The organism is Neisseria sp. P0020.S005 (assembly GCF_051957055.1).
Lineage (GTDB): Bacteria > Pseudomonadota > Gammaproteobacteria > Burkholderiales > Neisseriaceae > Neisseria > Neisseria subflava_A.
Map to the genome: position 1 here is coordinate 59,760 of NZ_JBQCWV010000002.1, position 13,199 is coordinate 72,958.

Genomic DNA, 13,199 nt, shown 5'->3' on the forward strand with positions numbered 1-13,199 from the left:
CCTTTTATAACAAAGGCCGTCTGAAAATATTTTGGCATGATTACGACCTATAAAACCATTACCACACTGACACAGGCTGAATTTAAAGATAAAGGCAGCCGCTTCATCGCGTACGCCTATCCGATTCGCACTTTGGCCGATGTGAAGAAGTATCTCGACCCATTAAAGGAAGAGCATCACAAGGCGCGACATTGGTGCTACGCCTATCGATTGGGTGTGGATGGAATGCAGTTTCGTGCAAACGATGATGGAGAACCGTCCGGAAGCGCAGGCCGCCCTATTCTGGGGCAGATTGATTCTGTCGGCGTAACGGATGTGTTGGTTGTAGTTGTGCGCTATTTTGGCGGTACGCTATTGGGTGTTCCCGGTCTGATTCATGCTTATAAGGAATCAACAGCTCAGGCATTGGCGATAGCTGAAATTGTTGAAAAGAATGTCGAAAAGACAGTTTGGTTGAAGTGTGAATATCCTGTTTTGAATGAGGCTATACGGATTGCCAAACAATATCAGGCCGATATTGTGGAACAGGATTTGCAGCTGGATTGTAAGTTAACAGTGAAAATAGCGTTGGCCGATTATGAAACCTGTATTGCTGCTTGGAAAAATACGCGCCAAATTGAAGTAGATACTGAACAGCCGTTTGAATAAAAGGTCGTCTGAACATATTTGAGAAATCAAAAGTTTCAGACGGCCTTTGATGTTTTAGCCTTGGTATCTGTCTAAAGCATTTACGCTTGAGCGCAGGTGTTCCCAAGCCAGTTGATGAAATTCCCCCAGTGCGTTCCATAGGGCATCTTCGCTCATAATGCTGTATTCGCCCTGTGTACGCAAATCAACATCTGCCCCTTCTTCAATGGCTTGATGGCATGCTTGGTATTCGTTGGTATAGAATTCATCCATGTCCTGCATAAGGCTTGCAGCATGTTTCCAGCGGGCGATATCTGCTTCTAGTTGCGGCAGTAATTCGCACCATTCGCGGTATTTGCTTTGAATTTCGTCAATACGTTTTTGCATGATTTGTCCTTTCGTTGTTTGAAATTAGAGTATGGTTGTCTTGGTGCAATATTATTCTTAATTTGAAACAGCTATGCAAGATGGAACAATATTCCATCGATTGAATTTTATTTACAACATCTATTCTTCAAGGAGATGGTATGAAATTGCTCGTTATTGGTAATGGTGGACGTGAACACGCACTGGCTTGGAAATTGGCGCAGTCGTCTAAGGTAGAAACTGTCTTTGTTGCACCTGGTAATGCTGGAACGGCAATTGAGCCTAAACTGCAGAATATAGCGTTGACGGCGCATCAAGATTTGATTGATTTTTGCCGTAATGAAAATATTGCCTTTACCGTAGTCGGCCCTGAAGCGCCTTTGGCTGCGGGTGTGGTGAATGACTTCCGTGCTGCCGGATTGAAGATTTTTGGCCCGACTCAATACGCGGCCCAGCTGGAGAGCTCAAAGGATTTTGCTAAAGCGTTTATGGCAAAATATAACATTCCAACCGCGCAATACCAAACCTTTGAAAATGCCGATGCGGCACATGATTATGTCAACCAAAAAGGTGCGCCAATTGTTATTAAGGCGGATGGTTTGGCTGCCGGTAAAGGCGTGATTGTCGCCATGACTTTGGATGAAGCCCATGCCGCTATTGACGATATGTTGTTGGGCAACAAAATGGGCAATGCAGGCGCGCGTGTCGTGATTGAAGATTTCCTGCAAGGCGAGGAAGCAAGCTTTATCGTTATGGTGGACGGCAATCATGTTTTGCCGATGGCAACCAGTCAAGACCATAAACGCCTGTTGGATGACGACAAAGGCCCTAATACTGGCGGTATGGGCGCATACAGCCCTGCTCCGGTGGTAACGCCTGATGTGTACGAGCGCGCGATGAATGAAATTATTTTGCCGACCGTGGCCGGTATGAAAGCAGAAGGTCATGAATTTACCGGCTTTTTATATGCGGGCTTGATGATTGATAAAACCGGTGCGCCTTATACCATCGAATTCAACTGCCGCTTCGGCGACCCTGAAACCCAGCCGATTATGAGCCGTTTGGATAGCGATTTGGTGGACTTGGTTGAAGCGGCGATCGACGGCAAACTGGATAGTGTTGCTGCCGAATGGAATCCGCAGACTGCAGTAGGTGTGGTGTTGGCTGCACAAAACTATCCTGATTCTCCGAAAAAAGGCGATGTGATCTTCGGCTTGGATAAGGCCAATCAAATAGGTAAAGTTTTCCATGCCGGTACTGCAACGAATGAAAAAGGCGAAGTGGTAACCAATGGCGGCCGTGTGTTGTGTGTCGTCGGTTTGGGTGATGATGTTGCGCAAGCTAAGAGCAAGGCTTATGAGGCATTGGAAACCATCCGTTTTGACGGTATGCAATACCGTAAAGACATTGCCGATAAAGCCATCAACCATTAATAATGAATAGAAATAGGCCGTCTGAACACAGATTGTCCGACAATCGCAGTTTCAGACGGCCTTGGTATATGATGATGTTCCCCAGAATTTTATCGGCTGCAGCCCAACGTAGGCTGCAGGCGCATCTTAAAAAAGGCGGTTTGGTCGCCTATCCTACCGAGTCTTGCTATGGCTTGGGCTGTATCCCTACTTTGCCCAAAGCGCTCAATCAACTGATTCATCTGAAAAAACGACCGCAACATAAAGGCATGATTGTCATTGGACATAGCTTGGAACAGTTGCAACCTTTGCTGCAAAGGCCGTCTGAAAATATCCAAACCATGCTGCATGAAGCATGGCCGGCTCCAAAAACTTTTTTATTGCCGGTCGGCAAAAAAGTATTGCCCTCATTGCGGGGAAAAAGACGCAGTAAATTAGCTGTCAGGGTTCCTGCGCACGCAGGTGCAAGACGTTTGTGTCAGGTTTTGGAAATGCCTTTAGTCTCTACTTCATGCAATCGTGCAGGAAAACAGGCATGCAAAACGGAAAGGGAAGTTAGAAGACAGTTTGGCAGGAAAGTTTGGGTTGTAGGCGGATTGATAGGTAAGCAGAAAACGCCTAGCCAGATTATTGACGGAGAAACAGGGGCAAGGTTGCGTTAAAGAAGAATTGTATTTTTAAAGGAAAGGTATTTATTTGAGAAGCAAATTTTTTCCAAAAGATTGGAATACCTGTGTGAAAAGCATTTAGTGCAGATCCAGTTTGATACATAGCAGTCTGTAAATACAGTCCGATTAAGCAGGTAGTAAGTCAGTAAATAGAGTAGAAAGCAGTATTTTGTGAAATGCTCTGGCAAAGAGTGAAGCAAATTTTGAGCGTAAATGAATCGCTGTAATAAATTATTTTTGAATAAACAAATTTTGTGGATAAATTTGAAGATAAATTTCCATAAAAACATAAAAAGGCCGTCTGAAACTTGATATTCAAAGCATTCAGACGGCCTTTTAAATATTTAAACTGTGGATAACTTTGTGAATAAGTGTGGATTAAAGCTTATGTCCGCACACAGTTTCGTATTGTTTTTCAGTAATCGTGCCGCTCATGACGCTCATTGGGCGGATGCTGGTCGGCGTATAGCTTTGGTTGGAAATTACCCGGCCGTGTTCGTCCATCAGTTGCAGCGCTGCCAGACGATAGGTTTTGTTTGAGCAATGAATTTCCCAGTTGCCGATGGCTGTTTTATAGGCCGGTGTGTTGACGAAACGTTCCTCTTTCAGTTTGGAAACGGTTTTTTTATCGCGGAAAGTAACCAGTGCGCCATTTCTTTTAATGCTGCTTCTATCAATGGCCACTTTGATATTGCCTTCAGAGATGGTGCCGATGTTGGTCCAGCTGCTGCTGCCGCTCGATGTGGTGGTTGTTTCACAGGCACTCAACATCAAAGCCGCAAATACGGTTGCAGCTAGGGAAAAACGTTTGATATTCATAAAACCTCATTATTTACAGAAAGTCAGCCGATATTATCCGTGAAGATGGCATATATCGTAAATCAATTTTGCAAAGTTGAACCTCTGAAAAGAATTTTATGAAAAATACGCTGAAAAGGCCGTCTGAAACCTGTCTTTCAGACGGCCTTGCAGTGTAAAATCATGTATAATTGCAAACAATTTGGTTTTCATCCCATAGGAAGATCCGACATGATTAACCCTATCGCTGCACTTTCCCCATTAGATGGCCGCTATGCCAAATCCGTTGAAGCATTGCGTCCGATTTTCTCCGAATACGGCCTGATGCGTGCGCGTGTCAAAGTTGAATTAAACTGGCTCAAAGCCCTTGCTGCCGAGCCTAAGATTGTAGAAGTTCCTGCTTTCAGCGATTTTACGCTTGCCGAAATCGACAAAGTGATCGAAAACTTCTCGCTTGAAGATGCCGCTGCTGTCAAAGCCATTGAGGCGACCACCAATCACGACGTCAAAGCCATCGAATATTGGCTTAAAGAACGCTTCTCCGGCGTGCCTGAAGTGGCTGCTGCCAGCGAGTTCATCCACTTTGCCTGCACCAGCGAAGACATCAACAACCTGTCCCACGCTTTAATGCTGCAAGAAGCGCGTGAGGTTGTTTTGCTGCCGAAACTAGCCGAAATCATCGAAAAACTGACCGGCATGGCGCATGAGTTGGCTGCCGTCCCTATGATGAGCCGCACGCATGGCCAGCCTGCTACACCAAGCACACTGGGTAAAGAAATCGCCAATGTTGTGTACCGCCTGCAACGTCAGTTTAAAAACCTGCAAGCGCAAGAGTTCCTCGGCAAAATCAATGGCGCAGTCGGCAACTACAATGCCCATATGGTCGCTTATCCCGATGTAGATTGGGAAACCCATTGCCGCAACTTCGTTGAAATCAGCCTCGGCCTGACCTTCAACCCCTACACCATTCAAATCGAGCCGCACGACTATATGGCGGAATTCTTCCAAGCCATCAGCCGTGTCAGCACGATTCTGATCGATTTTAACCGTGATGTTTGGGGCTATATTTCTTTGGGTTACTTCAAACAAAAAGTCAAAGCAGGCGAAGTCGGTTCTTCCACCATGCCGCACAAAGTCAACCCAATCGACTTTGAAAACTCCGAAGGCAACCTCGGTATGGCCAATGCCGTATTGGGCTTTTTGTCCGAAAAACTGCCGATTTCCCGTTGGCAGCGCGACCTGACCGACAGCACCGTATTGCGCAACATGGGCGTAGGCGTGGGCTATACCGTATTGGGCTTTGCCGCCCATCTGCGCGGTCTGAATAAGCTTGAGCCGAATCCTGCCGCCCTTGCTGCCGATTTGGACGCTACTTGGGAGCTGCTGGCCGAGCCGATTCAAACCGTCATGCGTCGTTATGGTGTGGCCAATCCTTACGAGAAACTGAAAGATCTGACACGCGGTAAAGACGGCATTACGCCTGAAGTGTTGAAACTCTTTATCGAGTCGTTGGAAATTCCGGCAGAAGCCAAAGCCAAATTGCTTGAGCTGACCCCTGCGTTGTATGTGGGCAAAGCCGAAGAGTTGGCAAAACGAATTTAAAAGGTTTTTGTAGGGCATACTTTCTTAGTTATTGAGATTTTTTGATAGATAAGAAACCACCCTCTACATCCGACAAATTAAAAAGGCCGTCTGAAATATTTTTCAGACGGCCTTTTTCGATTCAAATTGTTATTTTACTTTGTCTTTCAATGCGCCGTAGCCGGCTGCGTCCATTTCTTCCAAAGGAATGAATTTCAAACTTGCGCCGTTGATGCAATAGCGCAGGCCGCCTTTGTCTTTCGGACCGTCGGCGAAGACGTGTCCTAAGTGTGAGTCGGCGGCATGGCTGCGCACTTCGGTGCGGCGCATGTTGTAGCTGAAATCGTCGTGTTCGGTAACGGCGGCGGCATTAATCGGGTGGGTAAAGCTTGGCCAGCCACAGCCGGAATCGAATTTGTCGGCAGAGCTGAACAGGGGTTCGCCGCTGACAACGTCCACGTAAATGCCGGGTTTGAACAAGTGGTCGTATTCGTGGCTGAAGGCGTATTCGGTCGCGCTGTTTTGGGTAACTTGGTATTGCTCTTCGGTCAGGAGGCGTTTGAGTTCGGCGTCGCCGGGTTTTTTATATGTTGCCGCGTCGAAGCCTTTGCCTTGCGGGGCGGCTTTGCTTTTGCCCGGCAGCGGTTCGTCGGCTTTGCGGATGTCGATGTGGCAGTAGCCGTTGGGGTTTTTAATCAGGTAGTCCTGATGGTATTCCTCGGCGTCGTAGAAGTTTTTCAGCGGCTCGTTTTCGACGACTAGGGGCTGTTGGTATTTTTGCTGCTCGCGTTTGAGGGCGGCGGCGATGACGGCTTTTTCGGCGGGGTCGGTGTAGTACACGCCGCTGCGGTATTGCGTGCCGATGTCGTTACCTTGTTTGTTGAGGCTGGTTGGGTCAACAACGCGGAAATAGTATTGCAGGATATCGTCTAGGCTGAGTTTGTCGGCATCGTAGGTAACTTTGACGGTTTCGGCATGACCCGTATCGCGGTAGGACACGTCTTCGTAGCTTGGGTTTTCTGTTTTGCCGTTGGCGTAGCCGGATACTGCGTCAACCACGCCGTCTATGCGTTGGAAATAGGCTTCCAAGCCCCAGAAGCAGCCGCCGGCGAGGTAGATAGTGCGCGTATTCATGATTGCTGAATCCTTTTTCTGTGTGTCAGGTTTGTAAAATGTGTTTTTCAGACGGCCTAAATCGGCATCGGGATCGCGGATTAAAGCCAATGCCTGCGCTTCGTTGATGCTGCCTTTGACGATGCGCTGCACGTCGCCGTCTTTGCCGATTAATGCCCAAGAAGGGTAAACGCCGATATTCAGGCTTTGGGCGATGGTGCCGCCGTTGTCGGTAACGACGGGCAGCTTAGGATAGTTCAAACCGGCATACCATTTTTGAAAATCGCCGTCTTTTTTCTCGTGTAGAAAACCGGGCGAGGCAACGGTAATCAGGTTGGCAGAACCGAATTTTGCATCTTGCGCCCATTTTTCGGTTTGTCCCAATTCGGACAAACACAAAGGACACCAACTTGCCCAAAATTTAATCAGGGTGGGTTTGTCTTTTTTCAGGAAAACACTGGCAGGGCGGTTGTCAGGGGTTTTCAACGAGGACAATGCCTGCGGTACGGTTGCGGCTTCGGTATCCATCATTTTGGATGAGCAGGCGCCAAGTGCAAGCAGGCAGCCGAACTTGGTGCAAAGTGAAAATAATGTGCGGGGATTCATCTCTATGTTTCCTGTATGGATGGTTTGTCTTATTAGACGTTGGAAATGCCAAAACCTGACAACCTTGATTTTCAGACGACCTTGCCATGTAAAATACGCTACAATACTCTCTATTTCAAGTTTCTAAAATTAAAAGGAAAATTTAATGTTCAGCTTCTTCCGTCGCAAGAAAAAACAGGAAACTCCGGCTCCTGAGGAGGCTCAAGTTCAGGAAACCGCAGCAAAAGCAGAATCTGAAGTTGCTCAAGTAGTTGAAAATATTAAAGAAGATGCCGAATCTTTAGCAGAAAGCGTCAAAGGGCAGGTCGAATCAGTTGTCGAATCGGCTGTTGAAACTGTCAGCGAAACCGTCGAGCAGGTTTGGGAAGCTTTGACCGAAACGCCGTCTGAAACAGTGGAAAAAGTAGAAGAACACCTTGAAGCGGCAAAAGAAGCGGCTGTTAAAACCGTCAGCGAGGCTGTTGAACAGGTTCAAGAAACCGTTGCCGAGATGCCGTCTGAAGCGGCTGAGGTTGCTGAAGAAGTGGCAGAACAGGCTGAGGCGGTAAAAGAAGCAGCTGTTGAGGCAGTTAGCGAGGCTGTTGAACAGGTTCAAGAAACTGTTTCCGAGATGCCGTCTGAAGTGGCTGAAGCTGCTGAGAAAGCAGCAGAACAGGCCGAAGCGGTAAAAGAAGAAGCTGTTGAGGCAGTTAGCGAAGCTGTCGAGCAAGTTCAAGAAGTTGTTGCAGAGGCTTCAGCCGAAGCCCCTGCTCCGGCAGAAGAACAAAAGCTCAGTTGGGCTGCGCGTTTGAAACAAGGCTTGACCAAATCACGCGACAAAATGGCAAAATCGTTGGCCGGCGTGTTCGGTGGCGGACAAATCGACGAGGATTTGTACGAAGAGCTGGAAACCGTGCTGATTACCAGCGATATGGGCATGGAAGCCACCGAATACTTGATGAAAGACGTGCGCGACCGTGTCAGCCTCAAAGGCCTCAAAGACGGCAACGAATTGCGCGGCGCGCTGAAAGATGCGTTGTACGACTTGATTAAGCCTTTGGAGAAACCTTTGGTCTTGCCGGAAACCAAGGAGCCTTTCGTGATTATGCTTGCCGGTATCAACGGCGCAGGCAAAACCACATCTATCGGCAAATTGGCCAAATACTTCCAAGCGCAGGGCAAATCTGTGTTGCTGGCGGCAGGCGATACTTTCCGTGCCGCCGCGCGTGAGCAGCTTCAGGCTTGGGGCGAGCGCAATAATGTGACCGTGATTTCGCAAACCACAGGTGATTCCGCAGCCGTTTGCTTCGATGCCGTCCAAGCCGCCAAAGCGCGCGGCATCGACATCGTGCTGGCCGATACTGCCGGCCGTCTGCCGACGCAGCTTCATTTGATGGAAGAAATCAAAAAAGTGAAGCGCGTGTTGCAAAAAGCCATGCCGGATGCGCCACATGAAATCATCGTCGTGCTTGATGCCAACATCGGTCAAAATGCCATCAACCAAGTGAAAGCCTTTGACGAAGCATTGGGTCTGACCGGCCTTATCGTCACCAAGCTCGACGGTACGGCCAAAGGCGGTATCCTTGCCGCCCTTGCCTCTGACCGCCCAGTTCCTGTCCGCTATATCGGCGTAGGCGAAGGCATTGATGATTTGCGTCCGTTTAATGCCAAAGCGTTCGTGGACGCCCTATTGGATTAAATAGACAGGCTGAGGCTTGTAAACACAGTTTGCGGGGGATTTCTGAGCTATATTTTGAAAGATTCAGCATTCGGTTGATACCAGCCAAACAGGCTGTTAAAAAGGCCGTCTGAAACCTAAAATCAGGTTTCAGACGGCCTTTATTTGCAGGTTTAGTTTTTTCGTGCAGTAACAAACTCGGCCAGTTGGCGCAGGCGCAGGGCTTTGTCGCCGAATGGCTCGATCAGGGCAACGGCTTCTGCAATCAGCGTTTCTGCGTAAGTGCGCGCGGTCTGCAGGCCCATCAGTTTGACGTAGGTCGGTTTGTCGTTGTCCGAGTCTTTGCCGGCGGTTTTGCCCAATGTGGCGGTATCGGCTTCGCAGTCCAATACATCGTCGATCACTTGGAAAGCCAGGCCTAATTTGGCGGCGTAGTGGTCTAAGGTTTGGATTTGCGCCGGTGTTAAGTCCGGGCAGGAAAGTGCGCCTAAGGCGACTGCCGCGCGGATGAGTGCGCCGGTTTTGAGGCTGTGCATCTGTTCCAATTCGGCCTGATTCATGGCTTTGCCGACATTGGCAAGGTCGATGGCTTGTCCGCCCGCCATGCCGAGGCTGCCGGATGCTTGGGCCAGCGTGGACAACATGGTAAGCTGGCGTTCGGCAGGCAGGCCTGTCGGACGGCTCAATACATCAAAGGCTTGGGTTTGCAGTGCATCGCCGACCAAAAGGGCGGTTGCTTCATCGTATTGCACATGGCAGGTCGGTTTGCCGCGGCGCAGGCTGTCGTTGTCCATCGCCGGCATATCGTCGTGAACCAGCGAATAGACGTGCACCATTTCGATGGCCGCCATCGCCTGCTCGACGGCATTTTGGTTTGCTTCGCCCAATTCGGACGCGGCAAGTACCAAGAGCGGGCGCAGCCGTTTGCCGCCGCCGAGGGTAACGTAACGCATGGCTTCATGCAGCGTGTGCGGCACTTGGCTTTCAGACGGCAAGAAATGCGCCAGCAGCAATTCGGTTTGCGCTTGGGCTTTTTGCTGCCATGTTTTGAGTTCATTCGCCGGGTTCAAGGTTCAACTCCTTCAGTTCGCCGGCATCCAATACTTGCAGTTTCTGCTCGACTTCCGCCAATTTGGTTTGGCAGTATCTGACCAATTCGTTGCCTTCCTGATAGGCGGCCAAAGCATCTTCCAGCGGCATTTCGCTGCTTTGCATGGCTTGGGTCAGGGTTTCGAGGCGGGATAAGGCTTCTTCAAAGGATTGGGGGGCGTTTTTTTTCATGGTTTGAAATGATGGGCAGAAAAAGGGAATTGTAGCATTTTTAGATGATGAAGGCCGTCTGAACAGGGGTGAAAACGAAATCAAAGATTTCTGTTTCTTCGTTCAGACGGCCTTTTTCAAACGGAATAACGTTATCAGCCCGGTAAAACGGCTTTTTGATAGTTGAGCGCGATAAACTGCTTCTCGGCATCCAATTCAGTGATTTTGAACAATGCCTGCGATTTAGGCAGCGCGTCAAACGGAATACCGGTCGCGCGCGTTACCAGCGGCAGGCCTTCAATGCGGACGAGATCTTCTTTGAGGATGGTAGCCGTCAGCTCGCTCGTGCCTTGCTGTTGCAGATAGACGAGGCTCCAGTAGGCTTCCATTTGGCGTTGGAAGTCGGCGTAGGCTGTATAGGCGGCATCAAAGTCGCGCAGCGCGGCGAAAAGCTCGGCATCGCTGTTTTGATACAGCGGCTCGGCAGAGTCGTCGATCAGGCTGATCAGCTGCTTTTGGTTGATGTAGTCGGCGGCACGGCGCAGCGGCGAGGTAAACCAGCCGTAATGCTGCACGCCCATGCCGATGTGCGGCTCGGATTTGGTGCTCATGCGCACTTTGCCTGCCGGTTGGACGCGGAAAAGGCCGGGCAGCTCGTTTTCGTCCAGCATTTGCGCCCAAGTGCTGTTGGCAAGAATCATCATCTCGCTGACCAGCGTATCAATGGGCGAACCGCGTTCGCGGCGGACGACGGATACGTTGCCTTCCTCATCCAATTCGATGCTGTAATCGTATTGCGGCGCACGGTCGGGCTCGTATTTGCCGCGCGCTTTTTGCAGGGCGATGGCAAATTGATAGAACCAAATCAGGTCTTGATGGTGGGCGAACATCATTTCGCCGGCTTCGTCCAAGCCGGTTTCGGCGTTGAAATGCGGCTCGATGGTCTGAATGCGCAGGTTTTCAGCGATGTTGACTGCTTCGATTTTGCAGGTTGGCGCGCCGACGTTGAACTCGTTGTCCACATCGAAATAAATGCTAATGGAAGGGCGGTATGCGCCTGCATCAAGGCTGAACGCGGCAATCCAGTTTTCGGGCAACATGGTGATTTTGCCGCCGGGGAAATAAACCGTGCTTAAACGTTCCATGATGTTTTTTTCCATTTTGTCGCCTGGTTTAATGGCAAGCGACGGCGCAGCGATGTGGATGCCAACACGTTTCATGCCATTGCCCAAGTCGGTCAGGCTCAAGGCATCGTCCACTTCGGTGGTCGATTCGTCGTCAATGGAAAAGGCGGTAACGTCGGCTTTGGGCAAGTCGGGCATTTCAGGAAGCGGAAGGTCGGGGAAGCCTGTTCCTTTTGGGAAATATTTGATTTCAAACCCGTCTTGCAGGTATTGGGGTATGGACGTAATGCCGCCCGTTTTTTTCGCCAGTTCGTAGGCCGAGGTTTTCAGCTCGTCGGCAGCTTTGGTAAAGGCTTTGTAGGTCAGCGACTGCTTGTCGGGCGCGTGCAGGATGGTTTTCAAATCCGCCGCGATTTCAGACGGCATCTCGCCGCGTTTCAAGGCTTCCGCCCAAGCGTCGATTTGCGCGTCTTGCTGTTTTTTGCGTTCAATGGCGGCAAGCGCCTGTTTTAAGGTTTCTTCAGGCGCGGCTTTGAACACGCCTTTGGCTTTTTTGTAGAAATACATCGGCGCGGCGTAAAGCGCAATCAAAGTCGCTGCCAGCTCGGTTTTGGTCGGCGCATGGCCGTAATATTCTTCGGCGATGGCTTCGGCGGTAAATTCCTCTTCGCCGCATACTTCCCACAATAAATCGGTGTCGATGTCCGCCGCCTGCGCCTGCGCGTTCTCCAAAAACGCCGCCATATCGCCGTCAAACTCGGCAAAGACATTGTTTGCCTTCACTTTGGTGCGTTTGCCGTGTTGGGTATCGACTTGGTAGGTGGCGTCGTTTTTTTGGACGATGGAGGCAACTTTGAATTGGCCGGACTCTTCGTAAAAGATATTCATTTTTTTAGGATTTTATGATTTGTAGGAAACGCGTGATTTTAGCAGATTTGCACAAGAAAGGCCGTCTGAAAAACATACTTTCAGACGGCCTGTTCAAACGGCGGATGATTAATACTGATATGCCGCCAGTTTGCGTTTGATTTCAGGCAGGGCGGCGCGTGCGGCCTGTTCGCCCAATTGGATGGCGCGTTGTTTTTGGTCGAAACCGCCAATCGAGCCCAGCTCCAAAACCTGCGGTTTGATGACCACATTGGCTTGGCCCAATTCTTGGTGTAAGGCGGTTTGGCTCATCACGTTGAAGGTTTGGTCAAGATAGGAGAACATGCCTTGGCTGACGTTTTTGGCCGGACGGGCGGAAATATCGACGGCAATGATGAAGTTTGCGCCCAGTTTTTTCGCCGCGCTGACCGGTACGGGCTGCGACAGGCCGCCGTCCACATATTTGCGGCTGCCGATAACGACAGGTTGGAACACGTTCGGAATCGAAGCAGAAGCGCGGACGGCCTGTCCGGCATTGCCTACGTTGAACACCACCGGTTTGCCGCTTTCAAAATCGGTCGCAACAGCGGCAAATTTGATGGGGAACTGCTGCATCGGGCGGTTGCCGACTTTGCGGTTGATGTAGTTTTGCAGTTTTTCGCCTTTGATGAAGCCGCTGGTGGACAAGGTCAAATCCACCAAATCGGTTTTACCCAAAATTTCCGCTTCCAATTCGAGGCGGTCGGGCGACATTCCCGAAGCGTACATACTGCCGACAATCGAACCCGCGGATGTGCCGGTAACGATTTTGATCGGAATATTGTTTTCTTTCAAAACCTTAATAATCCCGATATGGGCAAAGCCTTTGGACGCGCCGCCGCCCAAAGCCAGCGCAACCGTGGCTTTCGGTTTGGGTGCAGTATGCGAAACCGTATTTTGACCCTGCGTAGAAGGTTTGGATTGCGGCGCGTTGCCGCTCGGACAGGCAGCCAATACCAAGACGGACGAAGCGGCTAAAAACGTTTTGAATGTGGAAAAAAGTTTATTCATGTTCAGACAGCCTTTAATATGTCGAAAGGGTTATTTTACTCTGAAATTAAGTCGAAAGGCCGTCTGAAAT

At 49.8% G+C, this 13,199-nt stretch carries 12 protein-coding genes; 5 read left to right on the top strand and 7 right to left on the bottom strand.

The features are described from left to right. Nucleotides 1-36: 36 nt before the first annotated feature. On the top strand, nucleotides 37-648 hold the full coding sequence (locus tag ACTHTU_RS02360; RefSeq protein WP_070646457.1) for an IMPACT family protein: 612 nt from the start codon (nucleotides 37-39) through the stop codon (nucleotides 646-648). Between the two features lie 54 nt (nucleotides 649-702). Here the strand turns inward: ACTHTU_RS02360 and ACTHTU_RS02365 are convergent, their stop codons facing one another. Continuing rightward, entirely contained in the window at nucleotides 703-1,014 is a 312-nt protein-coding gene (locus tag ACTHTU_RS02365; RefSeq protein ID WP_049349195.1) for a DUF4298 domain-containing protein, read from the bottom strand. Between the two features lie 140 nt (nucleotides 1,015-1,154). Between ACTHTU_RS02365 and purD the strand changes: the two genes are divergently transcribed. Together purD and ACTHTU_RS02375 are read left to right on the top strand one after the other, a co-directional pair. Beyond that, nucleotides 1,155-2,426, top strand: coding sequence for a phosphoribosylamine--glycine ligase (purD, locus tag ACTHTU_RS02370; protein WP_440361650.1), 1,272 nt, complete (start codon nucleotides 1,155-1,157; stop codon nucleotides 2,424-2,426). 71 nt (nucleotides 2,427-2,497) lie between these two features. Then, a complete protein-coding gene (locus ACTHTU_RS02375; RefSeq protein ID WP_440361740.1) occupies nucleotides 2,498-3,067 on the top strand; it encodes an L-threonylcarbamoyladenylate synthase in 570 nt (189 codons plus the stop codon). A 384-nt stretch (nucleotides 3,068-3,451) separates the two neighbouring features. Here the strand turns inward: ACTHTU_RS02375 and ACTHTU_RS02380 are convergent, their stop codons facing one another. After that, complete coding sequence (locus ACTHTU_RS02380) at nucleotides 3,452-3,892, bottom strand: surface-adhesin E family protein (protein WP_440361651.1); 441 nt, start codon at nucleotides 3,890-3,892, stop codon at nucleotides 3,452-3,454. Between the two features lie 210 nt (nucleotides 3,893-4,102). Here ACTHTU_RS02380 and purB point away from each other — a divergent pair, with 210 nt between their 5' ends. Further along, nucleotides 4,103-5,473 (top strand): adenylosuccinate lyase, encoded by a 1,371-nt coding sequence (purB, locus tag ACTHTU_RS02385; RefSeq protein WP_440361652.1) that lies wholly within the window; start codon nucleotides 4,103-4,105, stop codon nucleotides 5,471-5,473. 129 nt (nucleotides 5,474-5,602) lie between these two features. Here purB and msrAB read toward each other — a convergent pair whose 3' ends face one another. Continuing rightward, nucleotides 5,603-7,171, bottom strand: a complete 1,569-nt coding sequence (msrAB, locus tag ACTHTU_RS02390) for a bifunctional peptide-methionine (S)-S-oxide reductase MsrA/peptide-methionine (R)-S-oxide reductase MsrB (RefSeq protein WP_440361653.1) — start codon at nucleotides 7,169-7,171, stop codon at nucleotides 5,603-5,605. Between the two features lie 145 nt (nucleotides 7,172-7,316). Between msrAB and ftsY the strand changes: the two genes are divergently transcribed. After that, entirely contained in the window at nucleotides 7,317-8,849 is a 1,533-nt protein-coding gene (gene ftsY, locus ACTHTU_RS02395) for a signal recognition particle-docking protein FtsY (protein WP_440361654.1), read from the top strand. Between the two features lie 152 nt (nucleotides 8,850-9,001). Here the strand turns inward: ftsY and ACTHTU_RS02400 are convergent, their stop codons facing one another. From ACTHTU_RS02400 to ACTHTU_RS02415, 4 genes are all read right to left on the bottom strand, one after another. Continuing rightward, entirely contained in the window at nucleotides 9,002-9,898 is an 897-nt protein-coding gene (locus ACTHTU_RS02400; RefSeq protein ID WP_440361655.1) for a polyprenyl synthetase family protein, read from the bottom strand. Continuing rightward, nucleotides 9,882-10,109, bottom strand: coding sequence for an exodeoxyribonuclease VII small subunit (locus ACTHTU_RS02405; protein WP_003681131.1), 228 nt, complete (start codon nucleotides 10,107-10,109; stop codon nucleotides 9,882-9,884). Before ACTHTU_RS02405 ends, ACTHTU_RS02400 begins: the two co-directional genes overlap by 17 nt. A gap of 134 nt (nucleotides 10,110-10,243) precedes the next feature. After that, on the bottom strand, nucleotides 10,244-12,100 hold the full coding sequence (locus ACTHTU_RS02410; RefSeq protein WP_440361656.1) for a ribonuclease catalytic domain-containing protein: 1,857 nt from the start codon (nucleotides 12,098-12,100) through the stop codon (nucleotides 10,244-10,246). A 108-nt stretch (nucleotides 12,101-12,208) separates the two neighbouring features. Then, the gene (locus tag ACTHTU_RS02415) at nucleotides 12,209-13,129 is read right to left on the bottom strand and encodes a patatin-like phospholipase family protein (RefSeq protein WP_070734959.1); all 921 of its coding nucleotides are present in this window, start codon (nucleotides 13,127-13,129) and stop codon (nucleotides 12,209-12,211) included. Nucleotides 13,130-13,199 lie beyond the last annotated feature (70 nt).

Excerpts from the sequence above, each read along its gene's own strand:
- ACTHTU_RS02375 (WP_440361740.1), top strand. The coding sequence starts at position 2,498 with ATGATGTTCCCCAGAATTTTATCGGCTGCAGCCCAACGTAGGCTGCAG.
- msrAB (WP_440361653.1), bottom strand. The coding sequence starts at position 7,171 with ATGAATCCCCGCACATTATTTTCACTTTGCACCAAGTTCGGCTGCCTG.
- ACTHTU_RS02410 (WP_440361656.1), bottom strand. The coding sequence starts at position 12,100 with ATGAATATCTTTTACGAAGAGTCCGGCCAATTCAAAGTTGCCTCCATC.
- ACTHTU_RS02415 (WP_070734959.1), bottom strand. The coding sequence starts at position 13,129 with ATGAATAAACTTTTTTCCACATTCAAAACGTTTTTAGCCGCTTCGTCC.
- ftsY (WP_440361654.1), top strand. The coding sequence starts at position 7,317 with ATGTTCAGCTTCTTCCGTCGCAAGAAAAAACAGGAAACTCCGGCTCCT.
- ACTHTU_RS02405 (WP_003681131.1), bottom strand. The coding sequence starts at position 10,109 with ATGAAAAAAAACGCCCCCCAATCCTTTGAAGAAGCCTTATCCCGCCTC.
- purD (WP_440361650.1), top strand. The coding sequence starts at position 1,155 with ATGAAATTGCTCGTTATTGGTAATGGTGGACGTGAACACGCACTGGCT.
- ACTHTU_RS02380 (WP_440361651.1), bottom strand. The coding sequence starts at position 3,892 with ATGAATATCAAACGTTTTTCCCTAGCTGCAACCGTATTTGCGGCTTTG.
- ACTHTU_RS02360 (WP_070646457.1), top strand. The coding sequence starts at position 37 with ATGATTACGACCTATAAAACCATTACCACACTGACACAGGCTGAATTT.
- ACTHTU_RS02365 (WP_049349195.1), bottom strand. The coding sequence starts at position 1,014 with ATGCAAAAACGTATTGACGAAATTCAAAGCAAATACCGCGAATGGTGC.
- purB (WP_440361652.1), top strand. The coding sequence starts at position 4,103 with ATGATTAACCCTATCGCTGCACTTTCCCCATTAGATGGCCGCTATGCC.